At 68.1% G+C, this 17,940-nt stretch carries 19 protein-coding genes and 2 pseudogenes; 10 read left to right on the top strand and 11 right to left on the bottom strand.

What is annotated here, in order from left to right; translation table 11 throughout:
* The first annotated feature begins 229 nt into the window (after positions 1-229).
* On the top strand, positions 230-415 hold the full coding sequence (gene cutA / locus ACFWDI_RS39770; RefSeq protein ID WP_385311856.1) for a divalent cation tolerance protein CutA: 186 nt from the start codon (positions 230-232) through the stop codon (positions 413-415).
* Between the two features lie 139 nt (positions 416-554).
* Here the strand turns inward: cutA and ACFWDI_RS39765 are convergent.
* The 3 genes and pseudogenes from ACFWDI_RS39765 to ACFWDI_RS39755 form a co-directional block, all read right to left on the bottom strand.
* Positions 555-1,023 (bottom strand): annotated as a pseudogene (locus ACFWDI_RS39765) (helix-turn-helix domain-containing protein); the annotation flags it as partial.
* Between the two features lie 45 nt (positions 1,024-1,068).
* Entirely contained in the window at positions 1,069-3,129 is a 2,061-nt protein-coding gene (locus tag ACFWDI_RS39760) for a restriction endonuclease (RefSeq protein ID WP_385311853.1), read from the bottom strand.
* Between the two features lie 274 nt (positions 3,130-3,403).
* Positions 3,404-3,525: pseudogene (locus ACFWDI_RS39755) on the bottom strand (NUDIX domain-containing protein); the annotation flags it as partial.
* A 408-nt stretch (positions 3,526-3,933) separates the two neighbouring features.
* On the opposite strand from ACFWDI_RS39755, the gene ACFWDI_RS39750 reads away from it, so the two are divergent.
* Complete coding sequence (locus tag ACFWDI_RS39750; RefSeq protein WP_385311852.1) at positions 3,934-4,983, top strand: fatty acid desaturase family protein; 1,050 nt, start codon at positions 3,934-3,936, stop codon at positions 4,981-4,983.
* Positions 4,984-5,222: 239 nt separating this feature from the next.
* Here the strand turns inward: ACFWDI_RS39750 and ACFWDI_RS39745 are convergent, their stop codons facing one another.
* Complete coding sequence (locus ACFWDI_RS39745) at positions 5,223-5,828, bottom strand: sigma-70 family RNA polymerase sigma factor (protein ID WP_385311851.1); 606 nt, start codon at positions 5,826-5,828, stop codon at positions 5,223-5,225.
* Positions 5,829-5,901: 73 nt separating this feature from the next.
* Between ACFWDI_RS39745 and ACFWDI_RS39740 the strand changes: the two genes are divergently transcribed.
* Positions 5,902-6,729, top strand: a complete 828-nt coding sequence (locus ACFWDI_RS39740) for an alpha/beta fold hydrolase (RefSeq protein ID WP_385311850.1) — start codon at positions 5,902-5,904, stop codon at positions 6,727-6,729.
* A gap of 353 nt (positions 6,730-7,082) precedes the next feature.
* Here the strand turns inward: ACFWDI_RS39740 and ACFWDI_RS39735 are convergent, their stop codons facing one another.
* From ACFWDI_RS39735 to ACFWDI_RS39725, 3 genes are all read right to left on the bottom strand, one after another.
* Positions 7,083-7,661 (bottom strand): hypothetical protein, encoded by a 579-nt coding sequence (locus ACFWDI_RS39735; protein WP_385311848.1) that lies wholly within the window; start codon positions 7,659-7,661, stop codon positions 7,083-7,085.
* A 162-nt stretch (positions 7,662-7,823) separates the two neighbouring features.
* Positions 7,824-8,825 (bottom strand): helix-turn-helix domain-containing protein, encoded by a 1,002-nt coding sequence (locus ACFWDI_RS39730; RefSeq protein ID WP_385311846.1) that lies wholly within the window; start codon positions 8,823-8,825, stop codon positions 7,824-7,826.
* Positions 8,826-9,413: 588 nt separating this feature from the next.
* On the bottom strand, positions 9,414-9,887 hold the full coding sequence (locus tag ACFWDI_RS39725) for a hypothetical protein (RefSeq protein WP_385311845.1): 474 nt from the start codon (positions 9,885-9,887) through the stop codon (positions 9,414-9,416).
* A gap of 194 nt (positions 9,888-10,081) precedes the next feature.
* On the opposite strand from ACFWDI_RS39725, the gene ACFWDI_RS39720 reads away from it, so the two are divergent.
* On the top strand, positions 10,082-10,735 hold the full coding sequence (locus ACFWDI_RS39720) for a ClpP family protease (RefSeq protein ID WP_385311844.1): 654 nt from the start codon (positions 10,082-10,084) through the stop codon (positions 10,733-10,735).
* A 1-nt stretch (position 10,736) separates the two neighbouring features.
* A complete protein-coding gene (locus ACFWDI_RS39715; RefSeq protein ID WP_385311843.1) occupies positions 10,737-11,339 on the top strand; it encodes a ClpP family protease in 603 nt (200 codons plus the stop codon).
* A 57-nt stretch (positions 11,340-11,396) separates the two neighbouring features.
* Here the strand turns inward: ACFWDI_RS39715 and ACFWDI_RS39710 are convergent, their stop codons facing one another.
* Together ACFWDI_RS39710 and ACFWDI_RS39705 are read right to left on the bottom strand one after the other, a co-directional pair.
* Positions 11,397-11,867: a helix-turn-helix domain-containing protein gene (locus tag ACFWDI_RS39710; RefSeq protein WP_385311842.1), complete on the bottom strand. Its 471-nt coding sequence runs from the start codon at positions 11,865-11,867 to the stop codon at positions 11,397-11,399.
* Positions 11,868-12,004: 137 nt separating this feature from the next.
* Positions 12,005-12,172 carry a hypothetical protein gene (locus tag ACFWDI_RS39705; RefSeq protein ID WP_385311841.1) on the bottom strand — a complete coding sequence of 56 codons (168 nt, stop codon included), beginning with the start codon at positions 12,170-12,172 and terminating at the stop codon, positions 12,005-12,007.
* Between the two features lie 170 nt (positions 12,173-12,342).
* Between ACFWDI_RS39705 and ACFWDI_RS39700 the strand changes: the two genes are divergently transcribed.
* The 4 genes from ACFWDI_RS39700 to ACFWDI_RS39685 all read left to right on the top strand — a co-directional run bounded on the left by ACFWDI_RS39700 (position 12,343) and on the right by ACFWDI_RS39685 (position 15,110).
* Positions 12,343-12,711, top strand: a complete 369-nt coding sequence (locus ACFWDI_RS39700) for a hypothetical protein (RefSeq protein WP_385311839.1) — start codon at positions 12,343-12,345, stop codon at positions 12,709-12,711.
* Positions 12,701-13,063 carry a hypothetical protein gene (locus tag ACFWDI_RS39695; RefSeq protein ID WP_385311837.1) on the top strand — a complete coding sequence of 121 codons (363 nt, stop codon included), beginning with the start codon at positions 12,701-12,703 and terminating at the stop codon, positions 13,061-13,063. The genes ACFWDI_RS39700 and ACFWDI_RS39695 overlap by 11 nt, the downstream gene beginning before the upstream one ends.
* Before the next feature lie 45 nt (positions 13,064-13,108).
* The gene (locus ACFWDI_RS39690; protein ID WP_385311858.1) at positions 13,109-14,680 is read left to right on the top strand and encodes a hypothetical protein; all 1,572 of its coding nucleotides are present in this window, start codon (positions 13,109-13,111) and stop codon (positions 14,678-14,680) included.
* A gap of 61 nt (positions 14,681-14,741) precedes the next feature.
* Positions 14,742-15,110, top strand: coding sequence for a VOC family protein (locus ACFWDI_RS39685; protein WP_385311835.1), 369 nt, complete (start codon positions 14,742-14,744; stop codon positions 15,108-15,110).
* 94 nt (positions 15,111-15,204) lie between these two features.
* Here the strand turns inward: ACFWDI_RS39685 and ACFWDI_RS39680 are convergent, their stop codons facing one another.
* Together ACFWDI_RS39680 and ACFWDI_RS39675 are read right to left on the bottom strand one after the other, a co-directional pair.
* On the bottom strand, positions 15,205-15,558 hold the full coding sequence (locus tag ACFWDI_RS39680) for a DUF1330 domain-containing protein (RefSeq protein WP_385311834.1): 354 nt from the start codon (positions 15,556-15,558) through the stop codon (positions 15,205-15,207).
* Between the two features lie 296 nt (positions 15,559-15,854).
* The gene (locus ACFWDI_RS39675) at positions 15,855-16,898 is read right to left on the bottom strand and encodes an NAD(P)-dependent alcohol dehydrogenase (protein WP_385311832.1); all 1,044 of its coding nucleotides are present in this window, start codon (positions 16,896-16,898) and stop codon (positions 15,855-15,857) included.
* A 120-nt stretch (positions 16,899-17,018) separates the two neighbouring features.
* Here ACFWDI_RS39675 and ACFWDI_RS39670 point away from each other — a divergent pair, with 120 nt between their 5' ends.
* Positions 17,019-17,879: a helix-turn-helix transcriptional regulator gene (locus ACFWDI_RS39670; protein ID WP_385311830.1), complete on the top strand. Its 861-nt coding sequence runs from the start codon at positions 17,019-17,021 to the stop codon at positions 17,877-17,879.
* Positions 17,880-17,940 lie beyond the last annotated feature (61 nt).

Here is a 17,940-nt window from a genome sequence, read left to right as displayed (position 1 = left end):
TCGGACACGGACCCGGGATTACCCTGTCGTCGGCGACATCGCCGACCCCCTCTCCAAGAGCATCCACTCAACACACGCGACCTCGTGTCGCACCTTCACCTGGGAAGTGCCTCTTCCGCTACCACGTACAGGACCCTCAGCACGTCCTGTCGTTGCAGCTCAGAGGCACTTTCTACTTTCTCGATCACCTACCGGAGCGCCCCTCGTGAAAGCCCGAGGTTAGCCACCCTTGGATACCCGCCCTCGGGCATGGACTTGCGAAGCACATCGTCAGACAACGGCGGCTCGATACCCCGAACTTGAGGCGCATCTGCTGGAACACCATCCATGGAAGAACCTCGAGATCAACGCGGTGCCCATCGTCGCGGGCTCGGCAGCCGGCCTGGACTGGATCGCCCGCAGCGCCGCTGAATGATCACATGGCCGGTCCAGCAGCTCGGCGACGGGCGCGATCGTCCGGTGCCGCTGAAGCCTGAGCAGGAACTCGTTCGCGCGCTGCTGGGGCCGGACGGAGCCGATTCCGGTGGAGAGATCCATGGCCTTGGTGATCACTGTCGCACCCCGTGGGTGCAGTGGTAGGTGGCCGGCACTCGGTCGGGACGGTCTGCTCGGCCCAGCAGCTGCCGCCGGTGGGCCGGATTCCCAGCGGGCCGAACTCGTCGAAGGCGAAGGCCCGGTCCGGGAGCGTTCCAGGACGTGTTCGATGCGGTCGAGCTTGGTGTCGCGCTCGGGGTCGGGTGATTCTTTCCAGGTCTGGATGCGCTGGAAGGTCACCCCGCGGCGGGCGAGCAGGCCGCCTAATGCCTCGCGGCCGATACGGATCACACGGCCGTGGACTTTGCGCAGGTAGGCGGCGAGCTTGCGCAGCGACCAGCGAGTGAAGGGCTGGCCCAGCCTGGCCGGGCGGGTGGTGGCCGTCGCGATGACGAAGTCCTCGTCGTCATCGCTGAGCAGGCGGGGACGGCCTCCCGCCCACTGAGGGTCCAAGCAGGCCAGGGCGATCTCGTTGAACCGGTGGATCACGTCCCGGACGTGTCCTCAGCACTAGCGGCACCCGGACTCGCTGATCTAGTCCACCGCGATGCCGTAATCCTGAACGAGTTCCTCCAGGCCGCCCGTGTAGCCCTTGCCACCGAGGACGAAGTCCCAGTCTCCGTTGGACCTTCGGCGGAAGGAGCCGAGTACCAAGGCAGTCTCGTGCGGCCGGCCGTCAGAGACCTCAAGCCGCCCCAGCTCCGCCATGCCCGGATCGAGCAGCCGGATGCAGGCGTCAGTGAAGCCGGAGAGATCGGCGTCCGGGTTGACCTCTGGGTCGATAGCGGCCACGAGTGCGAACCGATCAGCCTCCTCCGGCAGTCCGTCGAAGGAGACGCAGATCGCGGCCTTGTCCGGCGCAGCGGCAGGAAGCGCACGTACTGAGCCGTCCGGTGTCTGTGGGTTGTTGAAGAAGACGAAGTGATCGTCGCTGAGGACGCGGTTGCCACGGCAGACGAGAGCACACACGTCCAAGGCGACGCTTCCCGTCCACGACATGCCCAGGACGTTGTAGTCGTCAGGCAAACGAGTGTCCGGACTCGACGGTCTCGGCTGCGCAGCGGCTTGACGACCGCCCTCGCCCAGTCGCCCACGCAGCCCATGACGATGCAGCAGGTCGACGAGCTCAGTGCCCGAGATGAGTTCCAGCGGCTTGCCGTTGGCGAAGGTGTGTGAGCCAGGGCCGAACCCTGATGTCGTCACGAGAACACCCTTGTTGGCTCCGGCGTCCTGGACAGTCCCGTACAAGTCACGAACGGCGGTGGGAGGCACCGTGTTGCGGTAGCGCTTCACCTGCACGACGATCTTGCCGCCTCGGATCGGTGCCGGATCCAGGGCGTCGACGTCCACACCCCCGTCGTTTGAGCGTTGGGTCGTCACCGCTTGCATCCCCATGGCCCGGAAGAGATCGGCGACAAGGTTCTCGAATGCGACCGGATCCATGTCGTACAGGTCCGGTTCCTCATCGCTGCCGTGGGCGACAACGCGGTTCCCGACATCTTGCGGCCGCCGACCCGGCCGTACTGGTGTGAGTTGGTCCGGCCTGGCTGAGAGCTGCCCTCGCAGGGCGTCAGCCAGGCAACCACCTGCGTCCACCTGTGCCAGGTGCAGGTCGCGGAATGAAGAGCGCGAGGCCATGACAGTTGCGAGGAAGATATGGCCCGGTCGGCCCGTCGTAGGGTCGTGTCCATCGACGAACCCGTTCAAGGCCACCGACTCAAGCGCACCCAGCTCATCTGCGGCGAAGAGTTCGTGCAATACAAGCAGCATGCACTGCGCGAGCACCTCCCTGTACAGAGCTCGACGCTGGCCCACCGGACGGGGGGTTTCCTTGTCCTGATCGACCCCGGACATGTACCGAACGGACTTGATCTCAGGGACGATGCTGTAGGCGGGCAACTCCCAATCCAGCACCAACTGCCGGGCTGCCGGGTCGTAGGCTGCCGCAACCTGACGCGGAAATCCTTCAGGCCACGCCGTTGAGGCGTAGAGAGCGGCGGAGAAGTACTCGACCACGGAATCGGGATCCCCGCGCCTTACGCCTTCGGTTACCGCGACGACGCCGGCGTTGTGCGAACGTACCTCGGCCAACTGAGCATCGGCCCACTGCTGGTACTGCCGCTGGTACGACGCCAGCTGCTGCTGTCGTTGAGCCTCCGCGGCCTGGGCAGCGTGCCAGTCCCGCTCGAAGCGCGCCTGTGCTTCGGCCTGCGCCTGGACCCGGCGACTCGCGGTCCAACCGCTTTGAGTTTGGTACTGATTGAAATCCGGCATGGGCACGGGCTGCGCCAACGGTCCCGGGGAGAAGGGCTGGACCTCCTCATGTCGTATGAGTGAGGAAGCCCTGAAAGCCGGGGCTTGGCAACCCGATGCGAGAAGAGCTTGCAGTGACGCAACCCGTGCGTCCAGTTCCTCCGTGCGACGTAGCGCCTCTGCCTGCCTGTACTCGCGGTGGCTCTGGGCAACTCGTCGCTGGTAGGCCCGCGCTTGCTGAGCTTCTTGTCTCCGCTGTCTGGCTTCGGCTTCCAGCTGGCGCTGCTGCTGCCGTTGCATCTCGGCCCACACGCCGACAGAACCAGTAGAGCGACGACTCATGAGCTGCAGGCCCTCCCCAGGACGTTGGCAGCCGAAGGGCACATTGGTTGTCCCCACAACCAGTTGTAACGAGACGACTCTATCCAGCAACTGCCGTCTCGCATATCCACTCGTCAAAGGCAACCGGCTCGGGCCCCGCAGCTCACCCTTACGGGAGGGTAGCTAAAGCCGCACCTGGCGGCAGTGCCAAAGCGGTCGCCCTTGGCAACGTTGATCCCGCGAGGTGTGCCAGCCGCAGAAAGGGCTGTGAACGAGGCTTGACGTGGGTCAATCATCGGGGATCCGTGTAGTGCCGACAAGGCCGGTGATCTCCACAACGAGACCCGGCTCCTCCCTGACCTCGCGCACCGCTGCGCCGGGGAGCAAGTCGGTCATCTCCATGCCACCGCCGGGCACGTACTCGCCCTCTGTTCCTGTTGGCGACGGTGGGCAGACGGGAAATGGGGGGTCTCCACCATGGCACTGAGCGAGTCAATCCACACGACAGTGAGCCCGCGGCTGAGGTGTCGGCTCGTGTCCCGGGAACCTGAGGTGACTTTCACTCGTTGAAGGGAGTGAGTCGGTCGCTGTGACCCGTGTGCCCTGGAAGGGGCCCGTCATGTTCGGGGAGCCTGCGGTGGCTGACATGCGCGCGGTGTGCGCGCCGAGACCCTCTGAATAGTCGGCCTGCTGCGTGGACGGTGCCCCTCCGACAGGGCCTTTCCTCCCGGCAGCGACGGCCGATTCATACGGGGCGAGGTCGTTCCTGACCACTGTGGCCGTCAGTGCCGACCGCATCCGACACCCGTTGAGGGAGCTCGTTCCATGGATTCGCAGACCGCTCACCCTCCTTCGCCTGAAATCCGACAAGGGGCGGGGAGTGACTTCGCCCGGCTGTCGAAGAAGATTGCCGACGCCGGCCTGATGGGTCGACGCCCGGGCTACTACGCGGCCCGGATCGCTGCGGTCGCTGCCCTCTACGTCTGCGGGTGGATCGCGTTCGTCCTCGTCGGCGACAGCTGGTGGACGCTCGCGGTGGCGGCGTTCCTCGCCGTCGTCTTCGGCCAGGTTGCGCTCCTCGCGCACGACGTGGCGCACCGGCAGGTGTTCCGGCTCCGTAAGGCCAGCGAACGAACTGGCCGTATCGCCGGAAACGCCGGAATCGGGATGGGATACGGGTGGTGGCAGGACAAGCACACGCGCCACCACGCCAACCCCAATCATGAGGAACTGGACCCCGACCTCATCCCCGACATCCTGGTCTGGTCGCAGAATCAGGCCCACGCCGCAAGAGGGCTGCCCCGTCTGCTCGGCCGCTTTCAGGCGTTCCTGTTCTTCCCTCTCCTCACTCTCGAGGGCTTCAACCTGCACCTGTCAGGTGTGAAGTCGCTGGCCGACCGCTCGCTCAAGAACCGCGTGGCGGAAGGAAGTTTGCTGTTCGCCCACTTCGCCCTCTACCTGGGCGCCCTGTTCCTGGTGCTGCCGCTCGGCATGGCCATGGCGTTCCTTGTGGTTCACCAGTGCCTGTTCGGGGTCTACCTGGGCTCGATCTTCGCCCCCAACCACAAGGGCATGCCGATCCTGACCGGCGATGACCGCCCCGACTTCCTGCGGCGCCAAGTGCTCACCTCACGCAATGTCCGCGGTGGATGGTTCACTGACGTCGCACTCGGCGGACTGAACTACCAGATCGAGCACCATCTGTTCCCCAGCATGCCCAGCCCGCATCTGCGCAGGGCACAGGCAATCGTCCGCCGCCACTGCCAGGACCTGGGAGTGAACTACCTGGAGACCAGCCTGATCACTTCCTACCGACAGGCCCTTGCCAGCCTCCACCAGGCAGGAGCGCCGATCCGGCACGCTGCCTCCGCCTAGCCCCGACGTCCTCCCCTCTTCTCGTGCCTCGGCTGTGACGTACGGGATGAAGAGCCGGGGAAGAGCACTTCCCCCTCGCCGAGTTGGAGCAGTGGGCCCGTGAAAGCCGTCGTCTCGGTGCGGTAGTTGACCGGCTCCTCGACCTGATCCCACGTGCCGGTGGGAAGGGTGAAGGTGACGTTCCCTTCGAGCGTGACAGTCCGGTCCAGGGCCGGCGCGGGAGGTCCAAGATTGAAGGCTCAGGAATCGGCCCGGAGTCGGTCACGCTGGATCTGGTAACCGAGGGCGCGCCGCACGGAGGCCGATGCGGTGGTGGTGGTGACCTTCGAGGGGACATCGAGACCACGGCTGATCTTGTCGTACGCGTCCTGGTAGCTGCGAGGCATCTCTGCCCGGTGCAGCCTCAGGTCCTCTTCGACGAGGCGTCGCAGCTCGTCGACGTTCTGGGGCGTGAAGCGCTTCTTCCCCCGGGCGATGGCGTTGACGTAGCGGGTGCAGCGGGCGGTGTCGTCGAAGATCTCGGAGATTTCCTCGGCGAGGCCCCACAGGCGTCCTTCGAGCCATGGGGTGTCGTACTGGTCGAGGGAGAGCCCCATCGGCGGCAGTGGCTCGCCAATCCCGTACTTCGCCACCTGCTTGGACACGGCGGGCTGGCTCATGCCGGTGAGCCGGGCAATTCTGTCCTGGGTCCAGCCGAAGCCGGCGAACAGCTTGATCATTTCGGCGCGAAGCTTCCGCATCTCCTCCCCTGCACGGATGACGTCGTTCATGTCGGCGAGCATCCGCTCGGCCTGTTCCTCCGTCAGCGTCTCGGGGTCCTGACGCGTGTCCTCTTCGCCTGCCATAGCTCGGTTATAGCCTGAACCCGCCACCATAACCAGGTTGTACAACCCGGTTATAGCTGACAGGCTCCACACCATGCCTACCTTCTCCGCACCTGACGGCACCCAGCTCGCCTACCGCGTACACGGGGCCGGCGACCCGCTCGTCTGCATCCCGGGAGGTCCCACGGACGCCAGCTACCTCGGCGACCTCGGCGGCCTGTCCGCACACCGCCGGCTGATCCTTCTGGACCTCCGCGGCACCGGCCGATCCGCGATGCCCGAAGACACCGCCTCTTACCGCTGCGATCGTCTGGTCGACGATGTCGAGGCCCTGCGCGAACACCTCGGACTCACCCGGATGGACTTGTTCGGCCACTCCGCCGGCACGAACATCGCGGTGCAGTACGCGGCCCGATACCCGAAGAACATCGGCAAGTTGACCCTGATCACCCCCAGCTCCGCAGCCGTCGGCATCACGATCACCGGAGCCATGCGGCGCGAGCTTGCGCAGCTCAGGAAGGGCGAACCGTGGTTCCCGGCGGCGTTCGCCGCCTTGGAGGCGATCATCGAGGGCAGGGGCAGCGACCGGGAGGCCATCGCCCCCTTCTTCTGGGGCCGGTGGGATGCCGCCGCACAGAATCACCCTGCGGCCGGCCCGCCGAGCAACAAGGAAGCTGTCGCTCTCTTCGCGGCCGAGGGCGCCTTCGACACGGAGACCACTCGTGCGGCGCTCGCCTCCCATGAGGGCTCCGTGCTCCTGCTCGCCGGGGAGTTCGACGTGAACAGTCCCCCTCCGGCGGTGGCCGAGCTTGCCGGCCTGTTCCCTGATGCCTCGCTCGTTGTGCAGTCGGGGGCAGGCCACTACCCATGGCTCGACGACGCCGACCGGTTCGTGGCGACCACTGCAGCATTCCTGCGGTAAGGACCTGCTCATACGCTGCCTACCAGCGAAGAGCCCGGAATCACGGCCGCAGTCCTCGCGTTCCCGCCGTGGGCCGTAACGGGACATGACATTGCAGGACATCGCGGGGAGGCTCCCCGGGGCGGATGTCCGGGACGAAGAGACCAGGTGAGCCGAGACGCCGAGGGCCGGATCCCGCACATGCAGGATCCGGCCCTCACAGGCAGCGGCTCACTCAGTGACCGCGAGACTCGAAGCCGACCCGAACCCCCTGCATGCTGCCGGACCGGGCCATCGCCGTCGGCGAGTCGATGAGAACCATCAGCCCGGCCATCCCAGCGACCACGCGATACGGGACGTCTTCACACGTCCCCTCAGACCGAGAACTTCGAGGAGTTGATGTTGCAGACGATATTCGGCGTGGCAGCCCCGGAGCAGCCCTTCGGGTGCGACGTCCACACCCAGCCCGGGGTCATGAACGCGCCGTGCATCTCGTTCTGCACGTACAGGCTCTTGGGGCGTTTGACCTTGGCGGTGACCTCAGCGACCGTGGGAGTCGGATCGATGGCGTTGATGAAGCTCCACTTGCCGTCGGCAACGGTGCTTCCGTTCATGCCGTCGAGCAGGCGCGCCCGGATCTCCCCGGTGATCTGAGGCCCGTCGGGGCCGACCGCCGCACAAAAGAAGCTGGCGGTGCCGGTGACCTTAGTGGGGTTACCGGCAGTCCACGCCGCCTTGTGGTCCCACTCGCACAGTACGGTGCGGGCCTTGGCCTGCTTGCCGGTCCTGGGGTCGATCTTGGCGACCTGGGCGGTGAAGGTCCTGCTGCCTGCCATGGTGGTGACGGGCTCCGCGGCCGAAGCCGGGTGATGGCTGTCGGCGTGCGCCGTGCCGGCCAGGACGCCGAGTCCGAGCACGGTGGTGGTGGCGATGGTTGTGACAGTACGTCGCACCTGCAAGGAAATCCCCCTGTTGTCTTTGATGGTCGTCTCGCTTCAGCACGGTGGTCTGCCGCGCCGGAAGCCAATGTGGTCAGCCGACGCCTCCCCGGCGGCAGCTGTCAGCCAGCCTGCCGGAGATACCGTCGGAAGTCGTTTGCACAGCGTCCACAGTTCTTAGCAATGAGTCCACGCGGTCGACTCAGGGCTGTGGAGGGCTTGGTGTCGGTAGTCCTTGGGTGGCATGCCGTAGGCAGTGCGGAAGGCGCGCGTGAAGTCGGCGGCGCGGGTGAAGCCCCAGCGGGCGGCGATGGCGTGGATGGTGGTGGAGCACATCGCGGGGTCGGCGAGGTCGCGGCGAGCATGTTCCAGGCGCTGGTGGCGGATCCAGGCCGCGACGGTCTCGTGCTCGGTCTGGAAGAGGCGGTGCAGATAGCTGGTGGAGATGTTGTGCGCGGCGGCGATCGCACGCGGGGTCAACCGTGGCTCGTGCAGGTTCCGTTGGACGTAGGACCGAATACGCAGCACCAGAGTCCGGCTACGGGTTTCCGGCGGAAGGGAGCGGTCGGCGTCCAGAGTGTGAGCGAACAATGCGGACAGCAGGTCGACCACGACCGTTCCCAAACGGGGTCCGTCGGACGGCAGATAGGGGCTCGTGTCCTCCGTCAGCTGAGTGAGGAACTGTACGAGCAGGGTGCCAATCCCTTCCCGTCCGGACATTCCATGGGCGAACAGTCGGTCCATCCTGTTCTGCGGCAGGTGCAGTAACGCCTTGGGGACCTCGATCCCGATCCCCGAGAACAGGTCGGGTCCGTTGGCGGAGTTGACTTCGAAAGCCTTTGAGCTGTCGAAGACCTGTATCTCGTAAGGCCCGTACACGGCTTTCTGGTCGGCCCAAGTGATCCGGTTGGTCCCGTGCAGAGGGATCCCGATGTGGTACTGCTCGGGATCGGACTGGCGGATGAGCTTGGGGGTCCGGCGAAATCGAAGGGCCTGGTGGGTCGTGGGCCAGACGTGAACCGCGCCGAGCTCCAGTACTCGCTGGTGTGCCCGGTAATCTGCCGCGTATTCGCTGTGAAGGTCCAGCGGCGCGTGGGTTCGGCCGATGCGCTCGCGCCAGAAGTCGAACCGGTCCGCACCAGCCAGATCTTCAGTTCGGAACTCGGTCTCGGTCAGCATCCCGTCTCCTCCGCCTCGTGGCCTCAATACCGCCTCGTCGCCCTGGATCAGGCGCCGATGGGTGGGCCTCGATTCTCATGTATCTGTTTCATCCCACGTCGTCGGGCCTGCGCATGAGGCGGCGGCCATGCACCTGAAGCGTCGTCGTCTTCGACTCGTCGAGTGGCTCGGACCGTCTGGGGGAGCATGAGATGCCACGTGAATTCGGGCTGTGGCGAGTAGACGACAAGCCGGTACGGGTCACTACGCGGCCGATGCCTCTGGAGTCGGGGCTGGAGGAGCTCGTTGAGGCCGATCCGTGGCGGAGCTGGACGAGGCGTTCGCGCTGTGATTCGGAGGCAGTCCGCCGGAAGCACTGAACGGCACCCATACTCTGACCATCATCGCGGGCGAGATCGACGCCGCGACTGAGCGGATCGTCACCTATCTGGGCATCCGGCTGTCAAGTGCCGGTCAGTGTGCTGTTCTTCCGCTACTTCGAGGACGAGGATCGCCAGAGATCCCGATGAAGTCGGCCGCTCCGCGCAGGGCGAAAGCGGCCCCCGATCGCGATCGCCGCTGACCGGGGCCGCTTCACCCGCGTCCCGCTCAGGCCGGGGACTGCTGAGACTGCCCCGCTTCCGCGGTGTCGCTCGCCGTGGGTGAGCCGGTACCTCGCCTGCGACGCAGGGCCGACCAGATGTTCCACGCGGCGACGAGCAGGCAGAACAGGCCGGTTGCTCCTGGAGCCAGCCAGGCCCCGAGGCGGTGCTCGACTGCCACCGTGGCCGAGGGGCCGTCGACCGTGGCGGTCACCGGCTCGGTCGGCTTCTCGTCGAACGTGGTCTCGACCTCGATCTGCGGAATCCGGAAGGCCCCGTCTTCAGCCTCGAAGGATCCGGAGCACAGCAGACCGTCGTCGCCGTGCCGGGACTTCGAGATCTCGCAGCGCTCGGCGCGGAACTGTCCGGCCACCCCCGTCAGCCGTGTCTCCAACCGCATCAGACCGGTGCCCAGAAGGAAGACCCCCGCGCCCAGCGCCACCAGCGTGACCAGCACCCGTCTCGGACCTATTTGTCCCATCCCCGCCCCCGTACTCCGTGTTGTCAGCCGACGCAACCTAGCGCCCCCGCCGGGCTCGGCAACGACTGGGACACCCGCCCCCCTCTGCCGTCAGCAAATCTGCTCCCGGCCAAGAAAGCTGACGGAGCGACGACCGCGGGCGAAGGGTGGTGGGACCGCGGCTGACCCGAGCCGCGCCACGACAAGGAGGACCGATGTCCCCACGCATCACCGGCTGGGACCCGGCCATGAACCCACGAGCCGCCGAGGGCGACACACCTTCGACGCGGTTCGACGACCACTTGGCCGCACAACTCCTCGCGCAGCGGATCGTCTTCCTCGGCACCCAGGTGGACGAGGTCTCCGCGAACCGGGTGTGCGCGCAAATGCTTCTTCTGTCGGCGGAGGACCCGAGGACCGACATCAGCCTCTACATCAACAGCCCGGGCGGGTCGGTGACGGCGGGGCTGGCGATCTACGACACGATGCGGCTGATCCCCAACGACGTCTCGACACTCGCCATGGGCTTTGCCGCGAGCATGGGGCAGTTCCTCCTCACCGTCGGGTCGGCGGGGAAACGCTTTGCGCTGCCGAACGCGCGGATCATGATGCACCAGCCGTCCGCCGGCATCGGCGGGACCGCCGCCGACATCGCGATCCAGGCCGAGAACCTCGAGTTCACGAAGAAGGCCGTCGAGCGGATCACCGCGGAGCACACCGGCCAGACCGAGGAGACGATCTCCCAGGACGGGGACCGCGACCGGTGGTTCACCGCCGAGCAGGCGAAGGAGTACGGCATGGTCGATCGCGTCGTCGAGTCGCTCGACGACGTCCGCCCTGCCGGACCGCGGCGACGGGTGGGGCTCTGACATGGGCCAGTACACGATCCCGAACGTCGTGGAGCGCACCCCGCAGGGGGAGCGGTCGTACGACGTCTTCAGCCGGCTGCTGTCCGAGCGGATCATCTTCCTCGGCACCGAGATCGACGACGGTGTCGCGAACGTCGTCATCGCCCAGCTGCTCCACCTCGAGTCGTCCAGCCCGGACCGTGAGATCGCGATCTACATCAACTCACCGGGTGGCTCGTTCACTTCACTCATGGCGATCTACGACACGATGACGTTCGTCGGCGCGCCGATCTCCACGTTCTGCGTCGGGCAGGCGGCCTCGACCGCGGCGGTGCTCATGGCCGGCGGAGACCCGGGGCGACGGTTCGTTCTCGAGCACGCCCGGGTGCTGTTGGGGCAGCCTGCGAGCGGCGGCCGTCAGGGTACGGTCTCGGACCTCAGCCTCCAGGCCAAGGAGATGCTCCGGGTCCGCTCCCAGGTCGAGGAGGTCCTGTCCCGGCACACGCACCACGACGTCGCGACCCTGCGCGCGGACATGGACCGCGACAAGGTCTTCACCGCGCAGGAGGCAGTCGCGTACGGGCTCGCCGACGAGGTACTCAGCCGGCGGATCGCACCTGCCTGACGCGCTGAAGTGCGCGGTGCCCGGCGGCCGTCGCCCCGGCGGGGGCACGGCCGTCTGTCAGGCCGCGAGGCACATTCCGCCGTGCCGCGAGGTCGCCGCGCGCCCGGAGTTGCGGTCGCGCCTCGAGGAGACCGAGGCGACCGAAGTGACCGAGGTGACCGAGGCGGGGGCGGTGACCGAGGTGGGGGCGGTGCCGCTCTGGGCCGGCCTCGCCCGAGCCGGGCGGGCAAGCTCACCGTGGGCCAGCGCGAGAAGATCGGCCAGTCCGAGGCCCAATGCACGGGCGGCGGCCGCGAGAACTTCGGACGAAGCCTCCTTGCGGCCGCGCTCGAGCTCGGAGAGATACGGCATCGAGATCCGAGCGGCGTCGGCCACGTCCTGGAGCGTGCGTTCCTGGGCGAGGCGCTGACGGCGCAGGACGTCACCAACTACGTCCCGCCACAGGGGTTCTCTGGTCCCGGGGGTCGGCGCCGCTGTGGCCGGGCGCAGGGGAATGACGCGGACTTGGTTCGGCGCGTGGCTGCTCACCCTCCTCAGGGTAGGAGCGTTGCGGTCGGCTGGGTGGCAGCAGAGTTCCGCCCCCTGCGAAATCACATGATCCGCCGCCGATGCCCGGAGAGGGAGCATCGGTGCGCGCTGCTACAGGCGCGGCGCTACGGCTACGGCTACGGCCACGGCCACGGCGTCCCCGGTTTGCGGGCCAAGAGGTGGGCCTGCTGGACCTTTTCGGTCGCGTCGGGCTCGCGCAGCAGCCGGGCGTCCACGACGAGACCGGCCTGGCTCAGCAACGCGGCGACACGGTCGGGCGACAGCCGGCGGAAGTCGAGCGACACCGTGTGACCAGGGTTCGGCCATGGTCGAGGACAGTAGTCCCCCGCATGCACCTGACACGCCGCCGGCCCGCACAACCGGCGTTTGCGAATTCCTTGGCCCGCGACTGGAGTTGAGATCCGGCCGGACGGCCGCCCGCCCGATCAGGAATGATCAATCCATGGTCGCCTCCATGTCCGAGAACACCACGCCCGAGAACACCACGCCCAAGAGCACCGCCGCCGTACCGCTGTTGGTCATCATCGGTCTGCTCGCCACCGTCGGCTACTTCGCCGCCGATGACGCGCACATGGCCGCGCAGTGGGCCGAGTGCCACAGCCTGCCGGTCTCCTGGCAGATGTACGTCACGGCGTACGGCGGACTGGCGTGCGGCCTCGTCGCGCTGTCCCTCACGGACCGGCTGGTCCGGCGCACCCGGTCGATGACCTGGGTCGCGGGTGTGAGTGCGGTGGGCGCCGCGATGCTTCTGCCGGTGCACGGCTTCCTCGTGTACTGGCTGTACCAGCCCGACCCCGGCGGAGTGATCAGCTGTGCCGGATGACGCATCGGGCGACCTGCCGGACGACGTGGTCGCCGTCCTCACAGCGCTGCTCTCCTCCGACCGGCCGGGATTCACCGAACTGCGCGGGCAGATCCCTTACGCCCGGACGACCGAGCCGTGCGGATGCGGCTGCGCCACCGTCTCGCTGGAGGTCACCCGCGACGGTGTGGAGCCGGCAGCCGCCGCGGCGAATCCCGTCGCCGAAGCGGACGTCACCACCACCGACGGCCGCCTCGGCGGCGTACTGCTCTTCGTGGCGGACGGCTACCTCTCCCTGCTCGAGATCTACTCCCTGGAGGAGGAACCATTCGCCACCTGGCCACGCGCCGAGGAACTCACGGTCCGGCCGTGAGGCACCATTAGGGTTTGCGGCGTGGGGATCACCGAGCGGGCAGAGATCGTACGAACTGACGTCGGCGAGCGGGACGCACCACCCTGGTGGCGCGTCCCGCTCGTCGCGACGGCCGTCGTCGTGCCGCTGTACGTCCTGTGGGCCGCCTGGCTCGCGACCGGCGGCGGCGACCTGGCGGCTCAGCTCGCCTGGGCGGGGTTCATGGAACGGCACCCTATGTCGGCGTACAACCTCTCCTGGTACGGCGGCACCCACACCGCCAACTACAGCCTGCTGTCTCCCCCGCTCATGGCCGTCTTCGGCGTGCGCGCGGTGTCCGTCGCCGCGGGTCTGGCCGGAACGTGGGTGCTGGCCTGCCTCTTCGTACGCAGCGGAGTGCGGCGGCCCGGCTGGCCCGCCGCGCTCGGGGCACTGGCCCTCTGGTCCAATGTCGCCTGCGGTCGTACGACCTTCGCACTGGGCGTCGCGATCGGGCTGCTCGCCGTCCTGTGCGTACGCAGGACCGGCGTCGCCGTGGTCTGCGCGGCGCTCGCTGCCATGGCCAGTCCGGTGGCCGGGCTCTTTCTGGTGGTGGCGGGGGCCGCGTATCTGCTGGACCGGCAGTGGCGGAAGGGCGCCGCGCTCGTGCTGCCGCCGTTCGCCGTGGTGGGCGCGGTGACGCTGCTCTTCCCCTTCCACGGCGAACAGCCCATGGCAGCCGCGCAACTGTTGATGCCGCTGGCCGTCTCCGCCGCCGTGGCGATCGCGGCGCCGCGCGACTGGCGGGTCGTGCGGTTCGGGGCCGGGGTGTACGGCGGCGGCGTCGTCCTCACCTATCTCATAGCCTCGCCCATCGGCACGAACGTCGAGCGTCTGCTGGCTCTCGTCGGACCGCCGGTGCTGCTCGCGGCGGTGCTGGCGGGAGGACTCGGCAGACTTCTGCGGGCCGTGCTCGCGATCGGGCTGGCCGTGAACACGTACTGGCTGATCGACAAAACCGATGACGATCTGGTCGTCTCCGGAGAGGTGCCCGCGTGGGCCGCGCACACCGACGGTGTCGTACGGGAGTTGCAGCGGCTGGGCGCCGACCGCACGCGCGTCGAGGTCGTCCCCGCCCGCAACCACCGCGAGGCGACCGTCCTCGCCCCGCACATCAATATGGCGCGCGGCTGGAACCGGCAGCTGGATGTGGAGCGCGGGCGGCTCTTCTACGACGGGTCGCTGACCCCGGCGACATACCGGCAGTGGCTGGACCGCTGGGCGGTGGGCTTCGTGGTGCTGCACCACGGGCGTCCCGACGGGCCCGCCGAGGACGAGGCGGCAATCGTCAGGAGCGGGCCGGGCTGGCTGGAGCGGGTGTGGCAGGACGGCGGGTGGACGGTCTACCGGGTGCGGGACGCGGTTCCGCTGGCCGCCGCACCGGCGACGGTGGTCCGCGGCGACGACGCGGAGCTGGTCGTACGGATGCCGGCGGCGGGATCGGTGACAGTACGGGTCGCGTACTCGCCGTGGCTGCGGGCGGAGGGGGCGTGTCTGCGGCAGGAGGGCGAGTGGACGCGGCTGACCGTGCCGCGGGCGGGCGAGTACCGGCTGGACTCGCCCTACCGTCTGTCGCGTTCGAGCGGCTCGGGCTGCTGACGGCTCAGCCGACGGCCGACGTGGACAGCCGATTGTCAGTGGCGTGTGCCACGCTCGACGCATGATTGACCACATCTCGGTACAAGTGGCGGACCCGGCGGCCAGCGCCGCCTTCTACGACCGTGTGCTGGCCCCGCTCGGCGGCAAACGGCTGCTCGACTTCGGTCAGGTGATCGGTTACGGCACGACGCAGCCGACCTTCTGGATTGGCCCGGTGACGACGGAGGGGCAGGCGCGCGAGGTGCATATTGCCTTCGTCGCGGCCGACCGCGCACAGGTACGGGCGTTCCACGCGGCTGCCGTCGAGGCGGGGGCGGAGGTACTGCACGAGCCACGGGTACGGCCCGAGTACCACCCCGCGTACTACGGCGCGTTCGTCAGGGATCTGGACGGCAACAACGTGGAGGCGACCTGCCATACGCCGGAGTGAGACCGGGGACAGACGTCGCCCCGGCGCGGATCGCGACGGGCTGCCTGCGCGGCATCCGCCTTTCGGCAGATCGTCGTCATGACGGCCATGCCGGTTATGACGCCATGGCCTGGGCCTCCCGGAGCCGGGCGGCGGTGACCGCGGCGTCATAGCCGGGGGCGACGCCGTCGACCAGGATCACATCGCCTGCCATATGCCGGGTGCGCAGCGGCAGAAGCTCCTGGTAGGCCTCGGAGTCGTACCACCGGCGCGCCTCCTCCATGCCGGCGAAGCCGATGATGACGAGCGCGCCCGGCCACTCGCCCTCGCGGAGTTCGACGGTCGCGCCGTGGACGAGGAAACGGCCACCGAAGGGGTCGAGGGTGGACTGGATCCGCTCCATGTAGACGAAGATCTCGTCGTGCAGGTGCGCGGCGGGAAGCAGGTGGCCGACGGCGTAGGCGGTCATGATGTCCTCCTGGTGCGGGGCTCGTACGCGGCCCGTACAGGGCTCGTTCGGATGTCTTCGATCGTGCCGGGATACCGGGAGACCGTCGATTACCCGCGAGGTAAGTGCACCGCACCGGTCGGCCCCGGCCGGGCGCTCTCAAGCCCGGTCCCGGCCGTCCGTCCGGCCGTCCGCCCATCGCAGGGTGGACGCAGGGTGGACGCAGTGATGCCCCGGCCGCACCGGATCCGCGCGAAGCTGATCCGGTGCGGCCGGGGCCGCAGTTGAGACCGTGAGAGATCGTCAGCCGGTGAGACTCAGATCGTCGCCGTGTCGATCACGAAGCGGTAGCGGACATCGCTCGCCAGCACCCGCTCGTACGCCTCGTTGATCTGGTCCGCGCGAATCAGCTCGATCTCCGCACCCAGGCCGTGCTCGGCACAGAAGTCGAGCATCTCCTGGGTCTCCCGGATACCGCCGATCCCCGAGCCCGCAAGGCTCTTGCGGCCGCCGATGACAGAGAACAGGTTGAGCGAGACGGGCTCCTCGGGAGCACCCACGTTCACAAAGGCGCCGTCCGTCTTCAGCAGACGCAGATACGCGTCCAGCGGCAGCGGCGCGGACACCGTCGAGACGATCAGGTCGAAGCTGCCGGCCAACTCCTCGAAGGTCGCCTCGTCGCTCGTCGCGTAGTAGTGGTCGGCGCCCAGCTTCAGCCCGTCGTCCTTCTTGCGCAGCGACTGGCTGAGCACGGTCACCTCGGCACCCAGCGCATGGGCGATCTTGACGCCCATGTGGCCGAGACCGCCCAGGCCGACGATGGCGACCTTCTTGCCGGGGCCCGCGTTCCAATGGGCGAGCGGCGAGTAGAGGGTGATGCCGGCGCACAGCAGCGGGGCCGCGACGTCCAGCGACAGGCCGTCGGGGATGCGCAGCGTGAAGGCCTCGTCGACGACGATGTGGGTGGAGTAGCCGCCGTAGGTCGGCTCGCCGCTCTTGTCGAGGGCGTTGTACGTGCCGACGTTGCCGCCGGAGCAGTACTGCTCAAGACCGGCCTTGCAGTTGTCGCACTCGCGGCACGAGTCGACCATGCAGCCGACGCCCACCCGGTCGCCGACGCCGAACTTCGTGACACCGGGGCCGACCTCGGTGACGATGCCGGCGATCTCGTGGCCCGGCACCATCGGGTAGATGCCCTCGCCCCAGCCGTCACGGGCCTGGTGGATGTCGGAGTGGCAGATGCCCGCGTACTTGATCTCGATGAGCACGTCGTGCTCGCCGACCGGGCGGCGCGGGACGGTGGTCCGCTCCAGCGGCGCCTTGGCGGCGGGAGCGGCGTATGCGGAAACGGTGGTGGTCATGGCTACCAGCCTGCCGCCGGGCGCGGCACTTACCCAGCCCTCTGTTGTGCCTACGACCAGTGTGCGTACTACTGACAGGGTCAGGATCGGCAGGCTCCCCGGCCGGTAATACTTGGCTGTATGGACCAGCGCGCCGAACTCAGCGAATTCCTCCGCTCCCGCCGTGCCCGGCTGCAGCCGGGGGACGTCGGCCTGCCACAGCTGGGCCGCCACCGTCGTGTCCCCGGGCTGCGCCGCGAGGAGCTGGCGCAGCTCGCCGGCGTGTCCGTCGCGTACTACACGCGTCTCGAGCAGGGCAACGGACGCAATGTGTCCACCGAGGTGCTCGACGCGATCGCGCGGGCCCTGCGCCTGTCCGACGTCGAGCGGGACCATCTCAGCCACCTCGCCAAGCCGAAGCAGAAGAAGCACCGGCGCATGGGCCGGCCGCAGCAGCTGCGGCCTGCGGTGCAGCAGCTGATGGACGCGATGGACGGGGTGCCCGCGTACGTACTCGGGCGCCGGCTCGACATCCTCGGCTGGAACCGCATGGCCCGCGCACTGCTCGGCGACTTCGCCGCACTGCCGCCGCAGGAGCGGAACATGGCCCGGCTCGTCTTCCTCGACCCCAACGCGCCTGATCTGTACGTCGACTGGGAGTGCAAGGCGACCGAGGTGGTGAGCTTCCTGCGGATGTACGCGGGCTGCTCGGCCGATGACCCGCAGCTGCCCCCGCTGATCGGCGATCTGTCGGTCAAGAGCGAGGAGTTCCGCAAGCTCTGGGCCGCGCACACGGTCCAGGACAAGGGTCACGGCACCAAGCGGCTGCACCATCCGCTGGTGGGCGAGATGACCCTGTCGTACGAGACGCTGAGGCTGCCCGACGACCACGATCTGTCGCTGGTCACCTACCACGCGGAGCCCGGCACACGCGCGGCGGAGTCGCTGCGGCTGCTGGCCGGCTGGGGCGTGGACGAGGTGGCGGACGCCGACGCGCGGTAACGCCGTTACAGCTTGCCCGCGGCTACGCATGAGGGCGGCGGCACCCCCCCGGGGGGGTGCC

This window comes from Streptomyces sp. NPDC060064 (assembly GCF_042736455.1).
Classification (GTDB): Bacteria; Actinomycetota; Actinomycetes; order Streptomycetales; family Streptomycetaceae; genus Streptomyces.
The sequence above is the reverse complement of the archived record's forward strand: the minus strand, read 5'-3'. Positions and strand labels throughout refer to the sequence as shown.